General features: G+C 62.4%; 25 protein-coding genes. 14 read left to right on the top strand and 11 right to left on the bottom strand.

The features are described from left to right. Positions 1-19: 19 nt before the first annotated feature. Both WA070_RS00995 and WA070_RS00990 read right to left on the bottom strand, forming a co-directional pair. Positions 20-1,117, bottom strand: a complete 1,098-nt coding sequence (locus WA070_RS00995) for an amidohydrolase family protein (protein WP_422632362.1) — start codon at positions 1,115-1,117, stop codon at positions 20-22. Next, the gene (locus WA070_RS00990; RefSeq protein ID WP_422632361.1) at positions 1,114-2,058 is read right to left on the bottom strand and encodes an alpha/beta fold hydrolase; all 945 of its coding nucleotides are present in this window, start codon (positions 2,056-2,058) and stop codon (positions 1,114-1,116) included. Before WA070_RS00990 ends, WA070_RS00995 begins: the two co-directional genes overlap by 4 nt. 11 nt (positions 2,059-2,069) lie before the next feature. Here WA070_RS00990 and WA070_RS00985 point away from each other — a divergent pair, with 11 nt between their 5' ends. The 7 genes from WA070_RS00985 to WA070_RS00955 are packed head-to-tail and all read left to right on the top strand — an operon-like array spanning position 2,070 to position 7,131. Next, positions 2,070-2,654: a flavin reductase gene (locus WA070_RS00985; RefSeq protein ID WP_422632360.1), complete on the top strand. Its 585-nt coding sequence runs from the start codon at positions 2,070-2,072 to the stop codon at positions 2,652-2,654. A gap of 2 nt (positions 2,655-2,656) precedes the next feature. Then, positions 2,657-3,037, top strand: a complete 381-nt coding sequence (locus tag WA070_RS00980; RefSeq protein ID WP_422632359.1) for a hypothetical protein — start codon at positions 2,657-2,659, stop codon at positions 3,035-3,037. Further along, positions 2,956-3,432, top strand: a complete 477-nt coding sequence (locus WA070_RS00975) for a hypothetical protein (protein ID WP_422632358.1) — start codon at positions 2,956-2,958, stop codon at positions 3,430-3,432. Before WA070_RS00980 ends, WA070_RS00975 begins: the two co-directional genes overlap by 82 nt. A 39-nt stretch (positions 3,433-3,471) precedes the next feature. Then, on the top strand, positions 3,472-3,840 hold the full coding sequence (locus WA070_RS00970) for a c-type cytochrome (protein WP_422632357.1): 369 nt from the start codon (positions 3,472-3,474) through the stop codon (positions 3,838-3,840). 39 nt (positions 3,841-3,879) lie between these two features. Continuing rightward, positions 3,880-5,046, top strand: a complete 1,167-nt coding sequence (locus WA070_RS00965; protein WP_422632356.1) for a Gfo/Idh/MocA family protein — start codon at positions 3,880-3,882, stop codon at positions 5,044-5,046. A gap of 37 nt (positions 5,047-5,083) precedes the next feature. Further along, on the top strand, positions 5,084-6,127 hold the full coding sequence (locus WA070_RS00960; protein WP_422632355.1) for a sugar phosphate isomerase/epimerase family protein: 1,044 nt from the start codon (positions 5,084-5,086) through the stop codon (positions 6,125-6,127). Beyond that, entirely contained in the window at positions 6,124-7,131 is a 1,008-nt protein-coding gene (locus WA070_RS00955; protein WP_422632354.1) for a ketopantoate reductase family protein, read from the top strand. Before WA070_RS00960 ends, WA070_RS00955 begins: the two co-directional genes overlap by 4 nt. A 35-nt stretch (positions 7,132-7,166) precedes the next feature. Here WA070_RS00955 and WA070_RS00950 read toward each other — a convergent pair whose 3' ends face one another. Continuing rightward, complete coding sequence (locus WA070_RS00950) at positions 7,167-8,051, bottom strand: LysR substrate-binding domain-containing protein (protein ID WP_422632353.1); 885 nt, start codon at positions 8,049-8,051, stop codon at positions 7,167-7,169. An 86-nt stretch (positions 8,052-8,137) separates the two neighbouring features. Here WA070_RS00950 and WA070_RS00945 point away from each other — a divergent pair, with 86 nt between their 5' ends. Genes WA070_RS00945 through pcaD form a run of 7 tightly spaced genes read left to right on the top strand, consistent with a single transcriptional unit; the run spans position 8,138 to position 13,866 of the window. Continuing rightward, on the top strand, positions 8,138-9,295 hold the full coding sequence (locus WA070_RS00945; RefSeq protein ID WP_422632352.1) for a muconate/chloromuconate family cycloisomerase: 1,158 nt from the start codon (positions 8,138-8,140) through the stop codon (positions 9,293-9,295). A gap of 3 nt (positions 9,296-9,298) precedes the next feature. Next, a complete protein-coding gene (gene catC, locus WA070_RS00940; RefSeq protein WP_422632351.1) occupies positions 9,299-9,589 on the top strand; it encodes a muconolactone Delta-isomerase in 291 nt (96 codons plus the stop codon). A gap of 34 nt (positions 9,590-9,623) precedes the next feature. Further along, positions 9,624-10,514 (top strand): dioxygenase, encoded by an 891-nt coding sequence (locus WA070_RS00935; protein ID WP_422632350.1) that lies wholly within the window; start codon positions 9,624-9,626, stop codon positions 10,512-10,514. 7 nt (positions 10,515-10,521) lie between these two features. Further along, complete coding sequence (locus WA070_RS00930; RefSeq protein WP_422632349.1) at positions 10,522-11,229, top strand: CoA transferase subunit A; 708 nt, start codon at positions 10,522-10,524, stop codon at positions 11,227-11,229. After that, positions 11,229-11,879, top strand: a complete 651-nt coding sequence (locus WA070_RS00925; RefSeq protein WP_422632348.1) for a 3-oxoacid CoA-transferase subunit B — start codon at positions 11,229-11,231, stop codon at positions 11,877-11,879. The genes WA070_RS00930 and WA070_RS00925 overlap by 1 nt, the downstream gene beginning before the upstream one ends. Then, positions 11,876-13,078, top strand: coding sequence for a 3-oxoadipyl-CoA thiolase (gene pcaF, locus WA070_RS00920; protein WP_422632347.1), 1,203 nt, complete (start codon positions 11,876-11,878; stop codon positions 13,076-13,078). The genes WA070_RS00925 and pcaF overlap by 4 nt, the downstream gene beginning before the upstream one ends. Next, positions 13,078-13,866 carry a 3-oxoadipate enol-lactonase gene (gene pcaD / locus WA070_RS00915; protein WP_422632346.1) on the top strand — a complete coding sequence of 263 codons (789 nt, stop codon included), beginning with the start codon at positions 13,078-13,080 and terminating at the stop codon, positions 13,864-13,866. The genes pcaF and pcaD overlap by 1 nt, the downstream gene beginning before the upstream one ends. Before the next feature lie 96 nt (positions 13,867-13,962). Here pcaD and rutA read toward each other — a convergent pair whose 3' ends face one another. The 8 genes from rutA to WA070_RS00875 form a co-directional block, all read right to left on the bottom strand. Beyond that, positions 13,963-15,036 carry a pyrimidine utilization protein A gene (gene rutA, locus WA070_RS00910; RefSeq protein WP_422632345.1) on the bottom strand — a complete coding sequence of 358 codons (1,074 nt, stop codon included), beginning with the start codon at positions 15,034-15,036 and terminating at the stop codon, positions 13,963-13,965. A 5-nt stretch (positions 15,037-15,041) separates the two neighbouring features. Beyond that, positions 15,042-15,824: a pyrimidine utilization protein D gene (rutD, locus tag WA070_RS00905; protein WP_422632344.1), complete on the bottom strand. Its 783-nt coding sequence runs from the start codon at positions 15,822-15,824 to the stop codon at positions 15,042-15,044. Next, positions 15,817-16,200, bottom strand: coding sequence for a pyrimidine utilization protein C (gene rutC, locus WA070_RS00900; protein WP_422632343.1), 384 nt, complete (start codon positions 16,198-16,200; stop codon positions 15,817-15,819). The genes rutD and rutC overlap by 8 nt, the downstream gene beginning before the upstream one ends. Beyond that, the gene (gene rutB / locus WA070_RS00895; protein ID WP_422632342.1) at positions 16,200-16,958 is read right to left on the bottom strand and encodes a pyrimidine utilization protein B; all 759 of its coding nucleotides are present in this window, start codon (positions 16,956-16,958) and stop codon (positions 16,200-16,202) included. The genes rutC and rutB overlap by 1 nt, the downstream gene beginning before the upstream one ends. Before the next feature lie 42 nt (positions 16,959-17,000). After that, positions 17,001-18,176, bottom strand: a complete 1,176-nt coding sequence (locus WA070_RS00890; RefSeq protein WP_422632341.1) for a PepSY-associated TM helix domain-containing protein — start codon at positions 18,174-18,176, stop codon at positions 17,001-17,003. Between the two features lie 11 nt (positions 18,177-18,187). Next, positions 18,188-20,299 carry a TonB-dependent siderophore receptor gene (locus WA070_RS00885; protein WP_422632340.1) on the bottom strand — a complete coding sequence of 704 codons (2,112 nt, stop codon included), beginning with the start codon at positions 20,297-20,299 and terminating at the stop codon, positions 18,188-18,190. A gap of 180 nt (positions 20,300-20,479) precedes the next feature. After that, complete coding sequence (locus WA070_RS00880; protein ID WP_422632339.1) at positions 20,480-23,422, bottom strand: amidohydrolase family protein; 2,943 nt, start codon at positions 23,420-23,422, stop codon at positions 20,480-20,482. 95 nt (positions 23,423-23,517) lie between these two features. Continuing rightward, complete coding sequence (locus WA070_RS00875) at positions 23,518-25,389, bottom strand: gamma-glutamyltransferase family protein (RefSeq protein WP_422632435.1); 1,872 nt, start codon at positions 25,387-25,389, stop codon at positions 23,518-23,520. Positions 25,390-25,412 lie beyond the last annotated feature (23 nt).

Below are 25,412 nucleotides of genomic sequence, written 5' to 3'. Positions count from 1 at the left end.
GTAGCGCCGGGCCTGTATGTCAGCGCGCGCCGCTGTCCGGCCCGTCCGGCAGCGCATATACGGTCCGCGCGGTCCGGCGAAACAGCCAGTCCTTCTCGTCCGCCGACGACCCCCGCGCGATCCGCTTGAACGCATTCCATGTCGCGCCATAGCTGGCGATCCCCGCATTGGCGGGCCAGTTGCTTTCGAACATGCATCGCTGGACGCCGAAGAGGTCGATGCTGCGTTCGACGAAGGGCCGCCACTGCGCCGCCAGTCGGGCCGATCCATGCCCTTCAGTGCCCTCGTCCGGCACGGGGCCGAAGGGACCAAGGCCGCCCAGCTTTAGGCAGACATTGGGACAGGTCGCCAGTTCGCGCATCGCGCTGTCCCACGCCTTGCGCACATCCCGTTGGCGCGCTGCATGGGGACCGATGCCCAGCGGATTGCCGCAATGATTGAGGATGATCCGCGTGCCCGGAAAGCGCCGTGCGAGCGCCGTCAGCGACGGGATTTGCGGATGAAACAGCCAGATGTCGAAGCTGAGGCCAAGCGGTTCGAGCGCCTTGAACCCTTCGAGGAAATCCGCGTCGTTCAGCAGATCCCGGTTGAGACCCATGGCCGCGAGCGGCGGATAGGCGTCCCACGCGATGCTGTTGCGTATCCCCTTCAACCGTCCGCCACCCGCCTCGACATGGGCGCGCAACACGGCATCGGCGCGCGCGCCGATGCGCAGGTCCACCTTGCCGACCATCCCTGCAGCGATCGCGCATGTTTGCGGACGGCGTGCCGCGACTGCATCGGCCATGCGGCGGACATAGTCGGTTTCGCCGATCGATCGCCGCTCGGCGGGGCCGTCGGGACGGTACATGATCCCGCATTCCACGAACATCGTCTGGACCACCCGGTGTCCGCTCCGCGCGATGTCCGAGAGGAAATCCGCCGCGAGATAGCGTTCCCGGCCCGCATCCGCCCCACGATAGTCGCGGATGTGATGATGGGGATCGACGATCGGCAGATCCGGCTCGATCGCTGCCTCTTCGGCCAGATGCATGCTCCCGCCCGCCTGCGCGACCTGCCCAGCCATGGCCGTCATGGCGATGCCTGCCAGCAGATCGCGGCGACCCAGCAAGGTCATTGCGATCGCTTCGTCACGCGGCGGATGAAGGGCATTGCGCCATCCAGTGCGCGATCGTCGCAATCGATGGGCAGCATATGGCCGCAACGGGGGATGACGGCTAGTTGCTTGTCCTTGGTTGTCAGCAGCGCCATGCCTCGCCTGGCGTCGCCCTCGACACTGGCTTCATGATCCTGTGCGCTCCACAGGAACAGAGTCGGTGCCGTGATTTTGGGCAAGTCGTCGGGCGTGCGTTCGTGCGACGTCGCGCCTTTATCGACGCGCATTGGCGGCATCGTGAGGTAACGATTATTGAGATCGGTCCATTCGCGCACCAGCTTTGGCGTCACCCGCCGCTTGTCCTCCACATTATGGAGGATGATCTGCCGCCAATAGTTCGGCTTGTGATAGCCTTTGTGCGTGGCGTCCTCCGCCACGGCCTGCTTCAGCGCATCGGGAAACTGGCTGGCGTCCATCACCAGCTTGCCGACCGGCGCATTGCTGTAGATGAGGCCCGTGAGATGCTCTGAGTGTAGCGCAGCATAGGCGGCCCCGACGATCCCTGAACTGGATGTCGATACGAGCAGGAAGCGATCGAGACCCAGCCGCGCCCGCAGCCCCTCGATGATCGCGATCTTGCGCTCCACCGTATAATTGGCGTCCGGCGAAGGGCCGGACAGGCCAGCAGGCGGCAGGTCGATCCGAACGACGCGATAGTGCATCTTCAAACGCGCGGCCCACCGGTTCCATTGCAGCAGGCTACCGAAGGAGCCATGGAGCAGCAGGATCGTCGGCCCCTTGCCTTCATCCACATAATGGATCGGCTCGCCGTCAATTATGGCAAACTGCGACGCGGGCAGGGCATAGCGCGCCCGCAGCGCTTGGTCCTGCGGCAGTGTTTGCGCTGAGACGGCGGGCGTCATAATCATCGCACCCAACACGGCCCAAAGTCTTTTCCGCATCCTCTTTCCCCTTGATCGAACACCATATCCTGATCGACGAGCAGCATGAGGGCAGTTGGGGTCACGCCTCTGTCCGCGCATCGGACAAGCGTCGCGCGCCTGTTACCAGAAAAGCGGATTTCCGCGACGCGATGGCCCGGCTCGGCGCTGCGGTGAACATCATCACGACTGACGGTCCGGGTGGTCGCCATGGCATGACCGCCTCTGCAGTGTGTAGCCTGACCGACGAACCGGCCTCGCTGGCCGTGTGCATCAATCGCAACTCGCGGATTCATGCAGCTATCGAAGAGAACGGAGCGCTGTGCGTCAATGTCCTCAATGGCGAACATGAGGAACTGTCCGGCCTCTTCGCACGGTCGGGCCTGTCCATGGCTGAGCGTTTTGCAAATGCGCAATGGGAACGGTTGGCCAACGGCACGCCGGGCCTGCTGGGCGCGCTGTGCAATCTGGCGTGCAGCGTGATGTCGGTCAGCGAAATAGGAACGCACACTATGTTCTTCTGCCGCGTGGAAGATATTCGCATGGGACCTGAAGGGCATGGGCTGGTCTATTTCGGCCGCAGCTATCACCGCCTGACATCAGCGCCCGCTGCGTGAATATGGCTGCTTCCTTCGAACATATTGCGCAGGCGCTTGTCACGGCCCGTCTGCAGGCCAGCGCCATCCCGACCTTTCCCGGCACGGTGCCTGCGACGCTGGAGGATGCCTACGCTATCCAGCGGCTGGCCATTGCCCTTTGGCCCGACAGGATCGCGGGCTGGAAGGTCGGACGATTAAGCCCCGACCTGGCGCAGCGCTTCGGGCAGGATCGCTTCGTCGGCCCGGTTTTTCAGGCCGCCGTGCGTAGTGCTGATCCCGGCACGACCGTCGATTATGCCTCCTATGCGGTGGATCGGCGATGTTCGAAGCGGAATATATGCTGTTTGCGGGCCATGATGATGATGGCGTTATCGTCGTGGACCATGCGACCACAGGCGTAGAAGTCGCGGCCAGCCCGATCGCCGATCTGCCTGCCTTAGGCTCGCTGGCGACGATCGCGGATCTGGGTAATAATGCCGGCCAGATCATCGGCGCGCCCGTTCCGCTCGACAGCATCCACGCGCCATCGTCTCTTGCTTGTGAAACCAGAGTCGGGACGAACGATCCTGTTTCCCGAACCGCTGACGCCCTGCCAGGCGGGCCGATGGCGGCCTTTGCCTTTGCGGTGGTGGAAACGGCACGTCTGGGTTTTCCGCTGCAACCCGGTCAGTTCGTCACGACCGGCGCGGTGACAGGGATGAACCCTGTGGAGCAGGGGCAGACCTGCGTCGCCGATTTCGCTGAATTCGGGCAGATCGACTGTATCGTGACGGGCCGTCCGCCCATCAAGCTGTGATCTGCTGCAAACTGGACTATTGACTATGGAAAGATGACTATGCGCAAATATCTCATGATCGCGTCCGCCATTATCACCGTCGCATCGCCGCAATTTGCGCAGGCGCAGGCTGGCAAGCCGCCCGTCTCGTTTGCGACCTGCGGGGTCTGCCACAAGATCAAGGCGGGCGAGAAGTCCACCCTTGGTCCCAACCTGTTCAAGGTCGCCGGTCGCAGGGCTGGCACTCTGCCGGGCTATAGCTACTCGCCTGCCATGCAGAAATCCGGAATCGTGTGGAGCCGTGCCAGCCTGACCGATTTTTTGAAATCACCGTCGCGCAAAGTCCCCGGCACGAAAATGGGTTTCGCCGGTCACACCGATCCGCGTAAGACGGACGAGATCGTGACCTATCTGCTCGGATTGAAATAGGCAGGACTGGAAAGGCCGCTTTTGGAGAGTGTTGCACAAATGATATGCAATAATGACGGCAGCGCGCCGGGCGGGCTTCGTGTCGCGATATTGGGCACCGGCATGATTGCCGAGGTGCATCGCCGTGCCGCCATGCTGGCAGGCGCGCAGGTTGTCGGCGCGATGGCGTCCACCCCCGAACGTTCCCTGGCGGCCGCGCAAAGGTGGCATACGCAACCCATAGCAACACTGGACGCGCTCGCAGCCCTTGCGCCCGACGTGGTCCATGTCTGCTCGCCCAATAATCTGCACGCCGATCATGTCGAAGCCGCCATCACCAGCGGCGCGCATGTCATCTGTGAAAAGCCTCTGGCGACCAATAGCCAGACTGCCAGACGGCTGATGACGCTGGCGCAGGATCATGGACGCATCGCGACGGTGCCCTTCGTCTATCGCTTTCATCCGCTGGTGCGGGAAATCAGGGCGCGGGCGCAGGATGGCGAGTTCGGGCGCTGGCAACTGTTGCACGGCAGCTATCTTCAGGATTGGCTGTTATCGCCCCACGCGACCAGCTGGCGCGTGGATTCCAGCCGGGGCGGTCCTTCCCGCGCATTCGCTGACATCGGCTCGCACTGGTGCGACCTCATGGAGTTTGTGACCGGCGAACGGATCGCATCCGTTGCCGCAGCAGCGACGATCACTGTGCCGCAACGCCCGGCGACATCGCAACAAAGTTTCAGCAGCGGGGCCAGCGCAGGCCCGCTTATTACGGTCGATACGGAAGACGCCGCGACGATCATGTTTCGCACGCAATCGGGCGTGCTGGGCACCGCCGTCATTTCGCAGGTATCGGCAGGGCGCAAGAACCGGTTGTGGTTCGAATTTGACGGCGCGTTCAAATCCGCCGTCTTCGATCAGGAAACGCCCGAAACCATGTGGTTGGGATCGGAGGGGTCGATCGAAATTGTCCAGCGTGATCCGGGGCGCGGTTCGGCGGACCAGCGCCGCCTGTCCAGCCTGCCGCCCGGCCATGCGCAGGGCTATGCTCAATGTTTCGAAAATTATGTCGCCGACACGTACGCTGCCGTGCGCGGCGAACTGCGCGACGGCCTGCCGACCTTTGCTGACGGCGCTCGATCCGCCGACATCATCGACGCGGTGATGCAAGCGGCCGCTACGGGACGATGGGTCGATGTCGCCGCATCTGCGGACGGCGCGGCAGCCTGATCGGCCCTCCATTCACGGCAATTGGAAAGAGACGAATATGGTTCTGGCTTCCCCCCCTGTCACGCTGTTCACCGGGCAATGGGCCGACCTTCCGCTGGAGGAGGTCGCCGCGCTCGCCGCCCAATGGGGCTATGACGGGCTGGAGATCGCCTGTTCGGGCGAGCATCTGGACGTGTGGCGCGCGGCGGAGGATGACGCCTATCTCGATGGCCGCCGCGCCATTCTCGATCGTCATGGATTGCAGCTCTATGCCATTTCCAACCATCTGGCCGGACAAGCGGTGTGCGACGATCCCATCGATTTCCGCCATCAGGCGATCGTGCGCGGGCGTGTCTGGGGCGATGGCGAGGGCGAAGGGGTGCGCCAGCGCGCCGCGCAGGAAATGCAACTGACCGCCCGCGTCGCGCGCAAGCTGGGCGTCGATACGGTCGTCGGGTTTACCGGCTCGAAAATCTGGCCCTATGTCGCGATGTTTCCTCCGGTCCCGGACTCCGTGATCGATGCGGGCTACGAAGATTTCGCCGCACGTTGGAACCCTATATTGGACGTGTTCGATGATGAAGGCGTGCGCTTCGCCCATGAAGTGCATCCCGGCGAGATCGCCTATGATTATTGGTCCAGCGTGCGCACGCTGGAGGCGCTGGATCATCGCAAGGCGTTCGGGTTCAACTGGGATCCTTCGCACATGATGTGGCAGAATATCGATCCCGTCGGGTTCATCTGGGACTTTCGGGACCGCATCTATCATGTCGATTGCAAGGATACGCGCTTGCGGCCCCGCAACGGGCGGGCAGGCATATTGGGATCACATCTGAGCTGGGGCGATCCGCGACGCGGCTGGGATTTCGTATCGACGGGGCACGGCGACGTGCCGTGGGAGGATAGTTTACGCGCGCTGCGGTCCATTGGCTATGCCGGGCCGATCTCGATCGAGTGGGAAGATGCCGGGATGGATCGCCTTCACGGCGCGGCGGAAGCGGTGGGCTTCGTCCGCTCGCTCCTCTGGCCGCTTCCCACAACCCGGTTCGATGCGGCGTTCAGCCATAATGCCGACACGTCGGATGCCGCACCCGCACAATGACGACAGCATCTGGCGAAGGCGATCGGGTTTCGCCCCGCATCGTCATTTTTGGAGCAGGGGCGGTCGGATCGGTGGTGGCGGCGCGTCTGGCGCAAGCAGGAAAGCCCTTTCACCTGGTGGCGCGTGGCGATCGGCTGGACCGGCTGCGCGTGGACGGCCTGCTGTTGCGGAACGGTGATGGCGACACGCTGCGCTACGACGTTGCAACTGCGGCTCCTTGGGAAGGCACCCCGCAGGATATCGTCTTTCTGGCGCTCAAGGGGCAGGCCATTCCCGCCGCCTTGCCCGATCTTGGCACATGGATCGGCCCCGACACTGTCGTCGTTCCCCTCGTCAATGGCATCCCCTGGTGGTATTTCCAGCCGCACGGGACGCGATCGGTCGGTGCCGTCGATCCGCAGGCGCACGTCTCCGCCGCGATCGATCCACATCATGTGGTCGGGGCTGTGCTCTATCTCACCGCATCGCTCGCACGGAACGGCGTCGCTTCCATGCAAGGGCGTGAACATATCGTCATGGGTCCGATCGCGGCGTGGGACGATGCTGTGACGGAACAGTTACGCACGTTGTTTGATGGCACGCCCATATCGATTGATCTGGTGCCTGACATCCGACGGGATATGTGGTCGAAGGTCGCACTCAACATCGCGACCAATCCGCTGTCGGTCGTCGCCGATGCGACTTTGCACGATCAGTTCCATGATGAAGGGTTGGCCCGGCTCGTCGCCAATGTGCTTGGCGAGGTCATCGGTCTTGCCCGCGCCTATCAGGTGGAACCCCGGCTTTCGCTCGAACAGATGCTGGCCAAGGGGCGGCAGGCCGGGCATGTCTACACGTCGATGGCGCAGGATTATGCCAATGGGCTCCCGCTCGAATTGGGGGCGATCGCCCATTCCGTTCTTGAGCTGGCGGATCATGTTGGGTTCGACATGGCCAATACACGGATGATGGTGGATCTCTGTACATTCCGTGCGGCACAGCAGGCGCGCGTTTCAGCTATCTGACCTCGGGGAGGGCAGGCAGTCTTATGTCACGTCCCTTATCCGAACAATTCCATCCCGATCGCGCGAAATGCTTCCGATTCAGCTGTCAGGTCGTTCAGCCTTTGGCTCAGGATGATGGGGGACACGGCCTGCGCGTCGGACAGGGGGCGATACACGATGTCGTGGCGCTGGATATATTGCGTCGATCGGGGGACGATGGCTATGCCTGAATGGGCGGCGACGAGGCCGAGGGCAGTCTGGATTTCGCGCACTTCTGTCACCCTGCCCGGCAATGTGCCCTGTTCGTGGAACAGCGCAAGCACCTGATCGGCATAGCTGGGCCGCGGTTCGCGCGGATAGACGATCATCGATCGACCGGCGAGCGCCGTCAGGGGCAACGGGGCGGTGTCGCGCGCCAGTGGATCGGACGAGGGCAGGGCGGCGATCAGTGCTTCATTGCACAATATCCGCCGCGCTATCGCCGGATCGTCGACACGGACCCGGCCCAGACCCGCGTCGATGCGACCCGCCTTCAGCGCCATGACCTGTTCCAGCGTCGTGAGTTCGACCAGTTCGACATCCATGTCGGGCATATGGCTGCGGAAACGGCGGATCATTTCGGGCAGGTCGCCGTGCATGATCGATCCGACCACGCCGATGACGAAGCGGCGTTGCCGGGTCGCGGCGAAATTTTCCATCATTCCGGCAATCTGGTCGATGCTGCCCAGAATCTGCGTCACCTTTTCCAGCAGCAACCGGCCTGCCTGCGTCAGCATGATCGGGCGCACCGACCGATCGAACAATATGACGCCCAGTTCCAGTTCGAGGTCGTTGATCTGGCGGCTGAGCGGTGGTTGCGCAACGCCCAGCTTTTCCGCCGCGCGGGTGAAATTCCGTTCCTTGGCGACGGCGGCGAAATAGCGCAGGTGGCGCAGTTCCATGATACCTCTCAAGTATAGTATAGATTGACTAAGTCTTTTTATCAGCGGACGCAAGCGGCTAAACGGGGTCAGGAAAAGGAGCCGTGATGGTAGTGATCGACCGCATCGAGACAGTCATTGTCGATGTTCCCACCATCCGTCCGCACGTGCTGGCCATGACGACCATGGAATGCCAGACTTTGTGTATCGTGCGGCTGCATTGCGCTGACGGTATCATCGGCATTGGCGAAGCGACGACGATCGGCGGCCTGTCCTATGGCCCGGAAAGCCCCGAAAGCATCAAGCTGACCATCGACACCTATTTCGCGCCGATCCTGCAAGCCTGCGATGCGTCGCGACCGGCCGAAGCGATGGCGCGGATCGGGAAGTTCGTGGTCGGCAACTATTTCGCCAAATGCGCGGTGGAAACGGCGCTGCTCGATGCGCAGGGGAAGCGGACGGGCCTGCCGGTCAGCGAATTGCTGGGCGGGCGCGTCCATGATGCGCTGGGCGTGCTGTGGACGCTGGCCAGCGGCGATACGGACAAGGACATCGCCGAAGCCGAGCAGATGATCGCGATCCGTCGCCACAATGTCTTCAAGCTGAAGATCGGCAAGCGGTCCGTGGCCGACGATGTCGCCCATGTCGGCGCGATCAAGCGGGCGCTGGGCGACCGGGCGAGCGTGCGCGTGGACGTCAACATGGCGTGGGACGAAACGACGGCGCGGGCGGGGATCGATATGCTCGCCGACGTTGGATGCGATCTGGTGGAACAGCCGATCATCCGTCACAACCGCGAGGGCATGGCGCGTCTGGCTGCCAGGGCGCGCATTCCCATCATGGCGGACGAGGCGTTGACCGGCCCTGCCAGCGCCTACGACTATGCGGTGCATGCGGCGGCGGACGTGTTCGCGGTCAAGATCGAACAGTCGGGCGGATTGTTCGCCGCCAAACAGGTGCAGGGCATCGCTGATGCAGCGGGCGTGGCGCTGTACGGCGGCACGATGTTGGAGGCGGCGGTCGGCACTGTCGCATCCGCCCATGTCTTTGCGACCTTTCCCCAGATCGCGTTCGGCACGGAATTGTTCGGCCCGCTCCTGTTGACCGAGGAGATACTGGAGGAGCCGCTCGTCTATCGGGACTTCACGCTGCGCGTGCCGGACACGCCGGGTCTGGGCATCGCGCTGGACGAAGATCGCATCGCTTTTCTGCGCCGGGACGCGGCGCGCGCCACCATTTCCATCCCTGCAACACGGACGGGCTGACCGATGCTTTTTAAAGTCGAAATGGATGTCAACGTTCCACGGGACTATGATCCGGCCAAATTCGAAGCGCTCAAAGTGGCTGAAAAGGCGCGCTTTCAGGAATTGCAGCGTGCGGGAACATGGCGGCATATCTGGCGCGTGGTCGGGCAATATTCCAACATCAGCATCTTCGACGTCGCCGACAATGCGGAACTGCACGACATCCTCACTACGCTGCCGCTCTATCCATTCATGGATGTACGGGTGATGGCCCTGTGCCGTCATCCTTCGTCCACCCACGACGACGATCGCTGAGCCAGGCGACATATATATCCCGAAGGAGAGGATCATGACCCCCGATTTTGTAAAGAGCGTCCCCGTCCAGGACCTGCTGGATCGCGCCAGCGGCCTGACCGCCGAGGGCGGCGATCCCCGGCTGAAAGGGATTGCGCGCGACCTGTTCGAAGCGATCATGACGGTCATCGTCAAATATGACGTCAGCGAAAGCGAGTTCTGGCGCGCAGTCACTTTCTTTCAGCAGGGGGCGGACGAATATGGCCTGATCGTGCCGGGCACGGGGCTGGAGCATTTTCTCGATCTCTACATGGACGCCAAGGATGCCGAAGCCGGCATGTCCGGCGGCACGCCACGCACGATCGAAGGGCCACTCTATGTCGAAGGCGCGCCGCTGGTCGAAGGCGATGTCAACCTGTCCGAAGACCCCGACGATACCGATATGCTTTACATGTCGGGTATCATCACCGGGCCTGACGGCGAAGCGGTCAAGGACGCCATCGTCCATGTCTGGCACGCCAATTCAAAGGGATGGTATTCCCATTTCGACCCGACCTGCGAACAAACCCCCTTCAACAACCGCCGCCGCATCAAGCTGGGCGACGATGGCCGCTATGCCTTTCATTCCAAGATGCCGCATGGCTACAGCGTGCCGCCCGAAGGCGCGACCGATCGGCTGATGAAGGCGCTTGGCCGTCATGGCAATCGCCCCGCTCATGTGCATTTCTTTGTGGAAGCGCCTGGCTATCGGACGCTGACGACGCAGATCAATTTCGGCGATGATCCGTTCGCGGCGGACGATTTCGCATTCGGCACGCGCGAAGGCTTGTTGCCGGTCCCCAACCGTCAGGGCGAAAGCGCCTATATCGGTTTCGACTTCCGCCTCCAGCGGGCGGCGGCGTCAGATGATGAGCGCTTTTCCGCACGCGCCCGATTGGCGGTCTGAACGCCCGATGGACAAGATTTTCCCCACACCCGCCGCAGCGCTTGAAGGGCTTTTGGTCGATGGCATGTCGATCATGTCGGGCGGCTTTGGCCTGTCGGGTAATCCCGAAAGCCTGATCCCCGAAATAAGGGCGGCGGGCGTGCGCAACCTGACCGTCATTTCCAACAATGCCGGCGCGGACGGTTTTGGCCTGTGGATGCTGCTGGAAAGTCGTCAGGTCCGCAAAATGATCTCCTCTTATGTCGGAGAGAATAAGCTGTTCGAAAGCCAGTATCTGTCGGGGGAACTCGAACTGGAACTCAGTCCGCAAGGGACGCTGGCCGAACGGATCCGCGCGGGCGGTGCAGGCATCCCGGCCTTTTATACCAAAACCGGCGTCGGGACTGTTGTGGCGGACGGCAAGCCGGTCGAGACGTTTGAGGGCGAGGATTATGTGCGGGAGACATGGCTGCGCGCGGACCTTTCCATCATCAAGGCGTGGCGGGCGGACCCGGCCGGGAACCTGATGTTCCGCAAGACCGCGCGCAATTTCAATCCCAACATGGCGACGGCGGGCAAGGTGACGGTGGTCGAGGTGGAAGAGATTGTGGAGGCCGGATCGTTCGACCCCGACTGCATCCACACGCCGGGCATCTATGTCGACCGCATCGTCCTGTCGACCATCAATGAGAAGCGGATCGAAAAGCTGACCACGCGCGAAAGGGAGGACATCTGATGGCCTGGACCCGCGACGAGATAGCCGCGCGCGCAGCACGGGAATTGCGCGAGGGCTATTATGTGAATCTGGGCATCGGTATTCCTACGCTGGTCGCGAACCATGTGCCCAAAGGCATGAACGTGACGCTTCAGTCGGAAAACGGCATGCTGGGCATTGGCCCCTTTCCGTTGGAGGGGGAAGCTGATCCCGATCTCATCAACGCGGGGAAGCAGACGATCACGGCTTTGCCCACGTCCAGCTTCTTTTCGTCCGCCGACAGTTTCGCGATGATCCGGGGCGGGCATATCGACATGGCCGTGCTGGGCGCGATGGAGGTAGCCGCCAATGGCGATCTGGCCAACTGGACCATTCCGGGCAAGATGGTGAAGGGCATGGGTGGCGCGATGGATCTGGTCGCGGGCGTCAAGCGCGTGATCGTGGTGATGGACCATGTGTCGAAAAACGGCACGCCCAAGATATTGCCGACCTGCTCCCTGCCGCTCACCGGCAAGGCGGTCGTGGACCTCATCATCACCGATCTGGCCGTGATCGCGGTCGATCGCAGGGCAGGCGGCCTGACGCTGATCGAAACGGCCCCCGGCGTCAGCGTGGACGATGTGATCGCCAAAACGGGCGCGCCGCTTGCCATCGCGGCGGTCGCAGCATGATCGACGCCTTCATCTGCGACGCGATCCGCACCCCCATTGGTTGTCTGAACGGATCACTGTCGACCATACGTGCCGACGATCTGGCCGCGCTGCCCGTCCGCGCCCTGATGGATCGCAATCCGGGCGTGGACTGGGCGGCGGTGGACGACATGATCCTGGGCTGCGCCAATCAGGCGGGCGAGGACAATCGCAACGTCGCGCGCATGGCGGCGCTGCTGGCGGGTCTGCCGACCGATGTGCCGGGCACGACGATCAACCGCCTGTGCGGGTCGGGCCTGAACGCCATTGGCGTTGCGGCGCAGGCGATCCGTTCGGGCGACGCAGACCTCATCATCGCAGGCGGCGTCGAGAGCATGACCCGTGCGCCCTATGTGCTGGGCAAGGCAGGCGGCGCGTTCGGCCGGGATCAGAAGATAGAGGATACGACGCTGGGCTGGCGCTTCGTCAATCCGGCGATGAAGGCAGCCTATGGCGTGGACAGCATGCCGCAGACCGGGGAAAATGTGGCGGTCGAATGGGGCATCAGCCGTGCCGATCAGGACAGTTTCGCGCTCGCCAGTCAGGAAAAGGCCGCCGCTGCGCAGGCGTCGGGCCGTCTGGCCGCCGAAATCGTGCCGGTGTCGATCCCGCAGAAAAAGGGCGATCCGATCCTGTTCAGCGCCGACGAACACCCCCGCGCGACGAGCCTGGAGGCGCTGGCGAAGCTGAAGCCAGTCGTCTCGCCGGACGGCACGGTAACGGCGGGCAATGCTTCGGGTCTCAACGATGGCGCGGCGGCGCTGCTGGTCGCGTCGGAAGCGGGAGCCAAGGCCCATGGGCTGACGCCCCGCGCGCGCATATTGGCCATGGCGTCGGCGGGCGTCGCGCCACGGGTCATGGGCGTTGGTCCCGTGGCGGCGGCCCGGCGGCTGTTCGCACGCACGGGCCTGTCCATCGCGCAGATGGATGTGATCGAACTCAACGAAGCCTTTGCCAGTCAGGCAATCGCGACGTTGCGCGACCTGGGCGTCGATTTTCGCGATCCGCGCGTCAATCCCAATGGCGGCGCGATCGCGCTGGGCCATCCGCTCGGCATGTCCGGCGCACGTATTACGATGACGGCGGTCGAAGAACTGCAGCGCACCGGTGGCCGCTTTGCCCTTGCCTTCATGTGCATCGGCGTGGGGCAGGGCATTGCCCTGATCGTGGAGCGGGTGTGATGGACAGTGAGATCATGACCGGCGATGGCTGCCGGATTGCCTACAGGTTCGATGGCGGAGCCGACCTGCCGGTCCTGCTGCTATCCAGTTCGCTGGGCACGTCCATGGCGATGTGGGAGCCACAGATGGCGGCGCTGGCCCGCCAGTTCAGGGTGTTGCGCTACGACCAGCGCGGCCATGGCACATCGGGCGCGCCGACGGGCGCCTATTCGATCGACCGGTTGGGCCGGGACGTGATCGAATTGCTAGATGCGCTGGGGATCGAACAGGTCGATTTTTGCGGCCTGTCGCTGGGCGGGATGATCGGGCAGTGGCTGGGCATTCGCGAGCCGGGCCGTCTGCGCCGCCTGATCCTGGCCAATACGTCCAGCTATATGGGGCCGCCGGGCGGGTGGGACGCGCGCATCAAGTCCGTCAACGAACATGGCATGGCCCCGCTGGCGCAGGCGTCGGTCGATCGATGGTTCACCGCCGCCTTTGCCGCATCGGCCCCGGACGCCATAGCGCCGATCGCGCAGATGCTGCTCGCCAATGCGCCGCAGGGCTATGCAGGCACCTGCGCGGCGATCCGCGATATGGACATGCGTCGGATGGTTGGGTTGATCGCTGCACCGACTTTGGTCATCGGCGGCACGCTGGACCCCGCCACGCCGCCTGCCCATAGCGAAGCGCTGGCCCGCAGCATCGCTGGCGCACGGCTCGTCATGCTGGACGCGGCGCATTTGTCCAATGTCGAACAGCCGGACGCCTTCGCGCAGGCCGTCACCGATTTTCTGCAACCCGCCTGAGCATCGTCTGTCGTGTGGTCACGACTGCTGGGCGTCATCCTTTGGCCGCCGTCGTACATCCCGCTGTGGAACCCCCGCTTCCATTGAGAAACCCGCTCAAAGTGGCGATATGCTGGCCCGGCTCTTCATCAGCGGCTGTATGCGTGTTCCGAACGCTTCCACGCCTTCCAGGAAATCGTCGAAGGTCAGCAGCACGCCACCGGTGTTCGGCACTTGCGCCATTTCGTCGAGCATGCGCGCCACGCTTTCGTAGCTGCCGACCAGTGTGCCCATGTTGATGTTCACGGCCCCTTCCGGCGCGGCGAGTTGGCGGACGTTGGTGTCGGTGTTGACCGTGTCCCTGGCGCCCTGATCGACCAGCCATGCGATGGCTTCGAGATCGACGCCGTCATTATAGCACCGCCATTTGGCCATGGCTTCTTCGTCCGTCTCGGCAGCGATGATCATGATCAGGACGAAGACCGAGACGTCGCGGCCTGTCTCCGCTGTGAAATTCCCCAGCCGGTCGTTATTGGAAGCGAAAGCGGTCGGCGTGTTGACGCCCTTGCCAAGGCAGAAGGCATAGTCCGCCCACTTGGCCGAGAACGCCAGTCCCGCATCGGACGATCCCGCGCAGATGATCTTCATGTCCGCTTGCGGTTGGGGCCGGACGAGGCAATCGTCCATCTGATAATATCGGCCCTTGAAGTCGGAGCGCCCGCTTTCCCACAACTCGCGCAATATGCGGGCATATTCGTCGAGCACGTCGTAGCGATTGCGAAAATGCTCGTCGCCCGGCCAAAGGCCCATCTGGGTATATTCGGGCGGCTGCCAGCCGGTGATAAGGTTCAGCCCGAAACGGCCATGACTGATGCTGTCGATGGTATTGGCCATGCGCGCGGCGAAGGCGGGCGGAATGATCAGCGTAGGGCAGGTGGCGAAGATCTTGATCTTATCCGTCACTGCAGCGAGTCCCGCCATCAGTGTAAAGCTTTCCAGACCATATTCCCAAAACTGCGTTTTGCCACCAAAGCCGCGCAGTTTTATCATCGATAGCAGGAAATCGAGGCCGTATTTCTCGGCGCGCAGGGCGATCTCCTTGTTGAGATCGAAGCTCGGCAAATATTGCGGAGCATTTTCGCTGATGAGCCAGCCATTATTGTTGATGGGAATGAAAACGCCGACCTGCATGGACTTCAACTCCTGAGGAATGCGAGAACGACGCTGTTGAAATTGTCTGGATCGGTCACGTTGCAGGCATGACCGCCCCAATTGAACGTGGCGGTCCGGGCGTGCGCAACCGGCTGGGCGAGATCGAGCGCGGTGGCGAATGGCACGAGGAAGTCGTCGCGGGTGGCGATGACGAGCAGCTTTTCGAGCGCCGCCAGCCCCGCCGGATCGGGCGTATAGGCCTGTACGGCGGCGATGCGCCGGGCCGTCGTCTCGACGCCTGGGAATGCCGCGAGATGCTGTTCGAGGTCAGCCGCCAACTCTTCGTCGTGATCGGCGATCCAGTCGGGTGGGTAGAGGAAAAGCGGCTGCGCTTCGAGAAAGGCCCTCTCGCCTGCGCCATGCAGCAGCGCGAGGCGGGTGGCGAAGCAGCGCCGTGTATGGGGCGAGAGTGAACGCCAGCCGTTGATGACGACCAGCCGGTCGATCCGCCCTGTGCGGATGGCGGTTTCGACGCCGATGGCCCCGCCCAGCGCATGGCCGATACAATGGGCGCGCGCGATGCCGATGGCATCCATCAGTGCGATCACGTCGCTCGCCATATCCTCGACCGATAGGGTGTCGGCAAGCGCGCGGTCGCTGCGGCCAGTGCCGCGATGGTCATAGGCAACGACGCGGAAATGCGCAGCCAGCGCCGGCAGGTTCGGCGCCCAGTAGGTCGCCGAACCGCCAAGGCCGCTCGACAATATCAGCGGTGGCGCATCCGCGCTCCCATGGATCTCGTAGTAAAGCCCTGCCACCTTAGCCAAGATGGGCGACCGAGGCGATCTCGACCAGGCAATCCGACTTCACCAGTTCGCACTTGATGCAGTAGCGCGCAGGTTTGTCGCCCGGAAAATATTCGGCATAGACCGTATTGAAGGCGGCATAGTCATTAAGGTCGGCCAGGAAGATGTGGTTCATCGCGATGTCCGCCATCGTGCCGCCCGCAGCCTCGATCGTGGTTTTGATGACGTCCAGCACATGACGCGTCTGCGCGGCGGCATCGCCGATATGCAGCACTGCGCCGCCCTCTCCCAGCGCTAATACGCCCGAGATATACACAGTGTTGCCCGCCCTGGCACCGGCTGAATAGGGAGCGATGGGCTTGGGGAACTGCGACGGATTGATCGGTTCGAAAGGCATCAGGCCTCCTTCTTGGGCAGTTGGCCGACAGCGGCGCGGAAATCGGCGACACTGCTTACCCAGCCGAAGAATGTCTCGACATTGTAGAGGCTGGCTTCGCGGATGAAGTCCGGCCCCAGATGATGCACGGCGTCCTCCAGCAGCACGCCGAAATATTCCAGGTGGAAGCCGTCGCGCAAGGTCGATTCGACACAGACATTGGTGGCGATGCCGGTGAAGATCAGCGTGCGGATGCCGCGCGCCCGCAGCACGGAATCGAGCTGCGAGTTGAAGAAGGCGGAATAGCGCGGCTTGTGTACGCGCAGGTCGCCCTCCTGCACATGCAAGCCATCCACAAGGTCATAGTCCCATCCACCGCGCGCCAGGAACTTACCGGCAAGCTCGGGACGTGCCCGCATGGTCTTGAGCGCATTGGATTTATGCCAGTTTGGCGAGAGCGCCGTCCCTGCCTCGACATAGTGGGAATCCCAGCCATTCTGCAGAAACACCACGGGCATACCCGCTGTGCGCGCCATATCGACGACTTCGGCAATCTTTGGAATCACACCGACCGCCGAGCCGATATCGAAACCAGCCTCGTCCACATAGCCGCCCTCGCTGGCATAGGCGTTCTGCATATCCACGACGATTACCGCCGTCGTGGCGGCATCGAGACGGATCGCTTCAGGCCGCGCCGGGAGCACCGCAGAAGGGCCGGAACGGGAAGGGGCTGGATCGACGATGACTTCGTTCACCCTCGCAGGATTGAGCAAATGCATCCGGTGGTCAAGCGGAGTGCGACCATTTGCTCGACTCAACCTTCAACTCGCTCCCCCAATCGCACCCGGCGTCAGGATCAGGGTGAGCAGGATGAGGGCAACGCCAATATATCCCCATGCACCCATTCCCTGCCAGGCGATCTTCATGCCGCCAGTGTCGGATCGCGACGATCTGGCCAGCCGCATCGCGTAGATCATCGTGCCGGTGACAGCCATTCCCGTCAGCAGCGCGCCGAACAGGAACCAGATAGCCTTCGTCCACAGGCCGCCGAACGTGCCGAAATGCAGCGGATCGGCCATTTCGGAAATGCGCTGATGCGCGCTCAGTGTGCGTCCGTCCAGCCGCGCCACGACCCGCGACGTAGCCGGATCGACAACCACTGCATTGGCGCGATCCCGCACCAGCCAGGCGGAGGATTGGCCGAGGAAAATCACGCCATTGTCGGGCGTGAAGCGGATTTCCCGAATATCGAGCGCAGGATCGGCGCGGCGCGCTATGGCAACCAGCCGGTCCAACTCGACACCGGTCGGCATCGGACCAGCCGCCACCTCCGGCAATTTGGGCACCTTGGCGTTCCCGCCCAATGTCTCCACCAGATACCACAGGCCTGTGAGCGCGATCAGAGCCACGAACCACAGGCTCCACAAACCCATCAGGCGATGCAGGTCGCCCGTCATCCGCCGCCCGTCCCCACCGCGCGGCGCTCGGAAAAAGCCGCGCCACCATTTCTTGTAGGTGACGATGCCCGACACCAGCGACGCCGCGAGCAACAGGGCAAGCGAGCAGACGATCGGTATGCCGATCTTCGTTGGCAGCATCAGGTGGCGATGGGCCTGCCGCAGGAAGCGGTGGACATTGGCCCAGCCATGCCTGCCGGTAACCTGTGCCGTCCATGGATCGACATAGACACGCTCCGGTGCGCCCTTGCCGCGACTGACCCAAGCCTCGACCGTGAACCAGGGGTCTATGGGCGCATAGAGCGTCTGGAGCCGGGCATCGGGCGCAGCGCGGGCGGCGGCCTGCGCCAACGCCCCCCATGACGCGACCGGCTCCGACCGGGGCGATACCCGCATGGCGGGCGTCGCCAGCCAGTCGATTTCATGCGCGAACACGGCGAAGCTGCCCGTTGCCAGGATGAAGGTCAGGAAGATCGACAGTTTCAGGCCTATCCAGCTGTGCACCACCCACCAGAGCGATCGGCCCTTTTTTGCGCGCACCTGATCCATGGTCAGAATTGGAAGCGGAGTTCGGCCAGAAATGTGCGCGGCTCGCCCGGAAAATGCCCGCTCTGCGCCGAAAAGCCCGATGCGGCATAGACCTTGTCGAAGATATTATCGACCCGCAGCATCAGTTCGGCAAAGCCAAGCCCCTTGGTGATCGATGCGTCGAAGATCGTGTAGGTTTTCACGGTCTGCCCCGACAGGCTGATGCGTTTCGACACATGTTCGCCGCCCACCGCAAAGGCGGCGTCGATCGCTGGCACCTGATAGCGGGTCCAGAAACCGACCTTATGCTTGGGCGCATTGGCAAAGCGATTGCCGACGGCATTGGTGATCGCCTGTCCCGCAATCGTGCCGGTGATCTTCGTGTCGTTATAGCCATAGTTGACCAGCGCCACCCAGTTGGCGGTAATGTCGGTCGACAGGTCGATTTCGAACCCCTTGCTCGTCACCTCGCCGATCGGGCGCAACTGGTCCTGTCCGTTGACGGGCGGCAGGCTGGTATCGGCCTGAAGGATATTCTTGCGCACGATGCGGTAGGCGGCCAGATTGGCCTGCAACCGGCCGTCGAACAGGTCGGTCTTGATACCGCCCTCGAACTGGTCGCCAGTGACGGGTGCGAATGGACCACCCACGTCGCCATTTTGACTTGCGGCCGTCTGCGGCTCGAAACTTTGCGACCAGCTCAGATAGACAGACACATCCTTGCGCGGCTTGTAAATCGCGCCGGTGCGGAAGGTGATATCGTCATCCTTATAGGAGGCAGCGTTGACCACGCGATCCTCGAACTTGTCGTAGCGCACGCCTCCGACCAGCATGAAGGCATCGCTCAGGCTGATCTGATCCTGCAGATAAGCACCCTGACGCTTCGTGCGCGTATCCGTGACGGTGAACGGCAGCAAAGCGGCCCGCGCCACGTCGCGGGCGCTGTTGGTATAGACGGGATTGCTCAGGCTGAGCGGTGTCACGCCCGCCCGCAGGATACGTGAATTAAGCACGCTCGTCTCGTCATACCAATCCGCCCCGGTCTGGAATTTATGCTCCATGCCGAGCAGATCGACCCGCGCCGTCAGGTTCGCGGAAAAGGACAGGCCATCGACATCGCGGATCTGGTCACGAAACTCGCGTGCGACCAGATCGGTGCTACCAGCCACCAATCCGCGCGGCTCATGATATTGCTGCGTCTCGGTCGCCTTGAAATAGCGGACACCCGCATCGAACGTGACCCGCTCCCCGATCGCGGTCGCATAGCGCGCCTGATAGGCTTGCGACTTCAAATGCAGAAAATCGGTGGGTTCGTTGGCATTCCATCGAATGTCGGTCAGGAAATTGCCGTCATTGTCGGTCAATACGCCCCGCAGGCGGTTCGCCTGAAGATCATTGTCGTAGACCGTCGCCTGCAACGTCAGCTTGCCGCCTTCGTTGGTCTTGATGGCAAGGCCGCCGTCACCGATCAGCGACACATTCTTGGTATTGCGGCGATAGGGGTTCATCGCCTCGTAAAAGCCGCCAAGGCGGTAAGTGACGATTCCGTCCTTGTCGATCGGACCGGTCGCTTCGGCCGATATGCCACGCCGGTCATAATTGCCCGCCGTCGCCACCAGACGCATGGCGCTGGTGTCGCCGGGCACCTTCGACACATAATTGATGATGCCGCCGGGCGATCCTGGTCCAAAGAAGAGACCAGCCGGTCCCTTCAACACTTCCACCCGTTCGATATTGAAAAGCTGGGGCACGGAAAAGCCGATGAACGGGTTGCCCCGCATACCATCGTAGAAAGACTGGTCCTGGCGAAACCCGCGGAAGGTGACGCCGGCATAGCTGAAGAAGCTGACGCCGGAGATGTTGCGATAGATGTCGGTCGCGTCGCGCGCGCCCTGATCGGCAAAGAGATCCTTGTTGATCACCTGCAACGCCTGCGGAATGTCGAGCGGATCTTCGGCGCTTTTGCCGACGGTTGTGGTTTCGGTGCGGTAGAGGCGCTGGGCGCGGCCCGTCACGATGATCTGATCGCCTTCGCCTATGGCCCCATCCGGTGCCGACGCAGGCGCTTCCTGCGCGCAAGCCACCGACACCCAGAAGGAAACAGACGCAAACAGCGTCGCGCGGAATATGGACAAGACAACCCCCGTAGATTCGCTAATGATAGTGATTCGCGATACGGAGTTTGAATGGTCAGGGCAAGTCGCCAAATTCCATCGCAATAAGATGGGGTTTCATTTCGACGCCTGTCGATACAGGTGGGTGTTCGGCTGCTCCTCGCTCATGAAAATATTCCAGCTAAAGGGATAAGGCTATCATCACGGCTTCATCAGGTCCGCAATGTCGTAAGCGACGCCATTTGTGATGACTTTCTGAACCTTAAAGGTGTTGGCGATGTCGGCGCGCGGGTCGCCGTTGAGCAGGACAATGTCGGCGAGCTTACCGACTTCCAGAGTTCCCGCGTCGAGCAGCAGCGCGTTGGCGCTATTGACGGTCGCGGTCTGGAGCGCCTGGAAAGATGTTAAACCCGCATCGACATAGGATGCGATTTCCGCGTGAAGATTGGTGGCGATGATAGTGTCGGTCCCCGCCGTCACGAATGTTCCTGCATCATACATGGCTTTCAATGATTTTAGGCTCCCTGCCATCAAGGGGCGGATCATTGTCGCCATTGGGTCTTGCTCGCGCACCGACTTTTGCGCCCAAATGGGATAAAGATTGACGCGCTGATCATCGCGATAGGCGGGGTGACGTTCCAGATAGCCTGTGAGCGATCCGAACATGGTCGGCGTCAGCGTCCGGCCGCTGCGCGCGAAAAGCTGGATCACATCCTCGTACGCCATGCCCATCGGCCCTTGCTTGGGCGAATAGCCGCGCCGGCTGGTCGCGCCCAGATGCTCGGTGGCATCGACGCCTGTATAGGCGGCGGGGTAGATTTCGTGGCCTGACACGGGAATGCCCATTGCATGCGCCGCCTGAACGATGCGCCGCTGATAGAGGTCAGGCATGCGGACATAGCTTTTCATCAGGTCATATTTGAGGAGCCTGATCCGTTCCAACTCGCGTTCCAGATGTGCCGGGCTGGAGACGGCAATGCCCATTTTATAATAGACGCGCTGCCATTCCATCAACGGACTGCCGGTATAGATACGCGGGCCGATCCGGACACCCGCTTCGCTCGCCTCACGATCCTCCAGTCCATCATAGACCTGCGCGCCCGGATCGCGCACGGTCGTGATGCCATAGGCCAGCCAGGCCTTGTGCTGGTTAGCGCCGAAATCCTTCTGCACATGGCTGTGATGTTCGATGAGACCGGGGATGGCGGTCAGGCCGGTGCCATCGACCAGCTTGCCCGAACTATGCAGTGCCGCATCATGGTTCTGGATCGCGACGATGCGATTGCCCTCTATCACGATGTCCTTGTCATGCTGGGTCACGTCCTGCACGGAATCGACCAGATTGCTGACATGCACGATGACGCGCCCCGTTGGCTTGGCGAGGCGGTAGGTCAGGTCGACCGGCACATCGGTGACAAGGCCGGTTTCCAAATCGACGGTCTTCATCCTGTCGGACGATTGGTAGAGGATGGTTTTGGAATCCGCCGTCCATGTCGGAAAATAAGCAATGTCCGAACTATAGCTGCGCGGCGGCCCCATCGGTTTGCCGTCGGCGGCGACTGGCCAGATTTTCAGCAGTCCTTCGTAGATCGCCGCCATCTTCGTACCGTCAGGCGACCAGGTCGGGCCGCCGCCGCCGCGCGTGTCCATCGACATGTTCGCTTCGGGTATCTGCCAGAATGGTTCACCCTTACCATCGGCGGGGATGACGTACACCTGATTGGTGCCTTCGCGGAAACTGTTGGAATATTTATAGGACAGGCTGATGGCGACATATTTGCCGTCTGCCGACCAGCTGGGGCTTCCCGGTTGGCCAAGCGAACCTTGCAGGCGAGTGATCTTGCCCGTCGCGACGTCGATGATGCACACGCCAGCCACGCCCCATCGGCCATCGACGTCGATATAGGCGATGCGCTTGCCGTCCGGCGACCATGCAGCGCCTAGCGGCTGCGTATCGATGTCAGTAAGTTTGCGATCCTTGCCGCTTTTGAGATCGCGGATCCACAATTGGGGCAGGCCGCCGCTTTTGTCGGAGGTATAGGCAATGCTTTGCCCATCAGGCGACCAGGCCGGATCGGCGTCTAGCGCGCTGTCCTTTGTCAGATTTTCTGGCGTTCCCCCCTTTGCCGACATCAGATAAAGATCGCCTAGCGCGGCAAAAGCGATCCGGCTACCGTCGGGCGATATGGTAGGATGCACGATGCCCAGCGCCTTGCGCGGCGAAGTGCTGTCCCAGTCGCGGCGCATGCGGGTATAGACGGGTTTGACGACTTCCAATGTCGCGGTAAACGGCACCGTGGTCATCTTCGCGCCGATGCGGTGGCGCAGCTTGCCGTCGGACACATAATAATAGCCGCTCTTTCCCCACGATATGCGGAAGGGGAAGACATTCTCCGTGGCGCTGACAGTCACGCCGTCAATCTCCAGACGGCTGCCCGTTGCATCCTGCACGACATAGGCCAGTTCGCCCTTGGGTCCGAAGGACGGGGCGTCAACCTTGCCCTTGACCTGTGCTAGTTGGCTCTCTGTTCCAGTCGATAGCGTCGTTGCGAAAAGCGCGGTCTTTGCGCCGTCCGTGCCCGAATAGGCAATGCGCGCGCCATCGGGCGACCAGGTAGGCATCCTGTCTTCCCGCGGATTGCTGCTTATCTGCATGAGCGCGCCAGACGCGATGTCCAGCGTCCATATATCGTAATTGCCGCTGCGATCGGAGGAGAAAGCAAGCATTCGGCCATCGGCAGAGAAAGCGGGTTCCCGGTCGTCATAGGCACCTTGCGTCAACTTGCGTGCGTCGCTGCCGTCCGGCTTGATGGTCCATAGATCATAGCCGCCCTCTCGATAGGCGAAATAGACGAGCGATTTGCCGTCCGGTGCCCAGACGGGCTGACGCGCATCGTTGAAATAATCGGTGATTCGCACCGCCTTTCCGCCCTTGGCCGGAACGATCCAGAGACTACCCTGCAAATCCATGGCGAGCCATTTGCCGTCCGGCGAGACGGAGACCGCCATCGACGTTCCTTCATGGACGTCGATGGCTATCGGCTTTTCGCCACCGGGTGGGGGCAGGTTGGCGGGGGCAGCATGGGCCTGCGCAGCGCCACCCAGCAGCAGCGCGCCGATGATCGTCCTGAGTGGTGAATACATGCCGTGCTTCCCCTGAAATCCTATGTACCAAGCGCATGCGCTGTTCCTGTCGAACCCGGCATGGAGCGATTCCAACATGCCGGGCAAATAGTGCGTCAATATCCCACGGCATACCCCATGCGGCGCGGGTCGGCGCCGGCCATGCGCGCGCCGGACGGATCGACCAAAATGCCCTGCACGCTGCCGATGGCGTAGGGACCGACCGTGTCGATCCGGTGGCCCATGGCGCTCAGACCTTGCAGCACCACTGGAGGGAAACGCCCTTCCGCCTGCACGGTGATAGCGGCGCCTGGCTTGTAGAAATTGGGTTCCGCGTCCAGCGCGAAGCGCGGCGCTTCAATCGCAGCCTGGATAGGCATGTGCCGATCGACGATATTGACGAGGAACTGAAACTGGGTCTGGCCGATCGTTTCGCCGCCGGGAGAGCCAAAGACGAGCTTTAGCCGCCCTTTGTCGAGGACGATCGTTGGGCCATTGCCAAGCAACGGAATCTTGCCCGGCGCGACCTTGTTGGGATGGCCTGCATAGGGAGCAGTCGAACCCAGGCGCAGTCCGTTGTTGAACAGGATGCCGGTTTTGCCCATGACCATGAAGGTGCCAAAACCGCCGCCGACCGTCGTTGTGACTGCGATGGCATTCCCATCGGCATCAACCGCCGACAGGCTGGTCGTGTCGCCACCGCGTGTGCGTTCATCGCCAAGTGCCGCCCATTGTCGTTGCCGATCTACCATCGTCCGGGCAAAGATGTCGGCGCTGCCGCCTTCGCGATAGAGGCCCGCTCTGGCCGGATCGATCAGCTTGCGCCGTTCGGCCGCAAAGCGTTTCGACAGCAAGCCTTCGACAGGGATGTGGGCGAAGCGTGGATCGGCGGCATATTTATAGACGTCTGCCTTGGCGACCTTGATCGCCTCGATCAACAGGTGCGTGAAGCGCGGATCGTCCGCTGACAATGCGGCCAGATCGAACCCTTCGACCAGGTTCAATTGCTCGCACAGTTCAAGGCCCGTGCGTGAGGTGAGTGGGCTGGAATAGACATCGAGGCCGCGATAACTGGTGCTCACCGGTGTGTCCCAGTGCGGCTGATAGGCTTTAAGGTCGTCCAGCCGCAGCCAGCCGCCTGTCTCGATCGAGAAACGCGCAAATTCCTGCGCTATGGGACCAGTGTAGAAAAAATTATGGGCCGCCTGAAGAGCGCGGTCGCGATCCGCGCCGCCCTTGAGCGCGCGCGTCTCGGCATCGGCGAGCGATTGGAGCGTGCGGGCGAGATCGGGATTGCGAAAAACTGATCGCGGCTGGGGCGGCTTGCCATCGGGCAGGAAGATGGCCGCGCTCGTCGGATAGAGCGCCAGCCTTTTCTGCGCCCGAGTGATGAAGGTCGCGATGGAGGGATCGAGCGGATGACCATCCCGTGCATAGCCGATCGCCGGTTCCAGCAGCGTCGACAGCGGCAGCGTGCCGAAGCGGCGGGCGAGCGCGATCCAACCGCCAAACGCGCCGGGGACCGTCAACGCCTTTGGCCCGTGATCCAGCGCTGCAGGGTCGCCATCCGGGTCGAGCAGGCGAGGCGCGCCGCCAGTAAAAGCGAGCGAGTGGACTTGCCCGGACTTGCGGTCGAGGCAGGTCGCAAAGCCGTTCCCACCGGCGCTCGATGCCCAGGGTTCGACGACATTCATGACTGCCATCGCCGCGACCACCGCGTCGGCGGCTGTACCGCCCTGGATCAGCATGCGCGTGCCTGCCATGGCGGCAAGCGGGTGTCCCGCCGTGACGCCACCATGCGGCATCGCCACTTCGACACGATGTGCAGCCACATTGCTGCTGCCCGATCTGGGTGCGTCTGGCGCCTGCGCGCCGGATTGGGCAAGCGCGCGGACCGGTGCAGCGGCGATGGCTATTCCAGCAAGGCCAGCGGCCAGCATCTCGCGACGATCGAGTGCAAAGCGATGCTGGGGATCGGGATTGGACATGGACATCCTCTGGTCGTCTTGAA

Source organism: Sphingobium sp. (genome assembly GCF_049304695.1).
Taxonomy (GTDB): Bacteria; Pseudomonadota; Alphaproteobacteria; order Sphingomonadales; family Sphingomonadaceae; genus Sphingobium.
The sequence above is the reverse complement of the archived record's forward strand: the minus strand, read 5'-3'. Positions and strand labels throughout refer to the sequence as shown.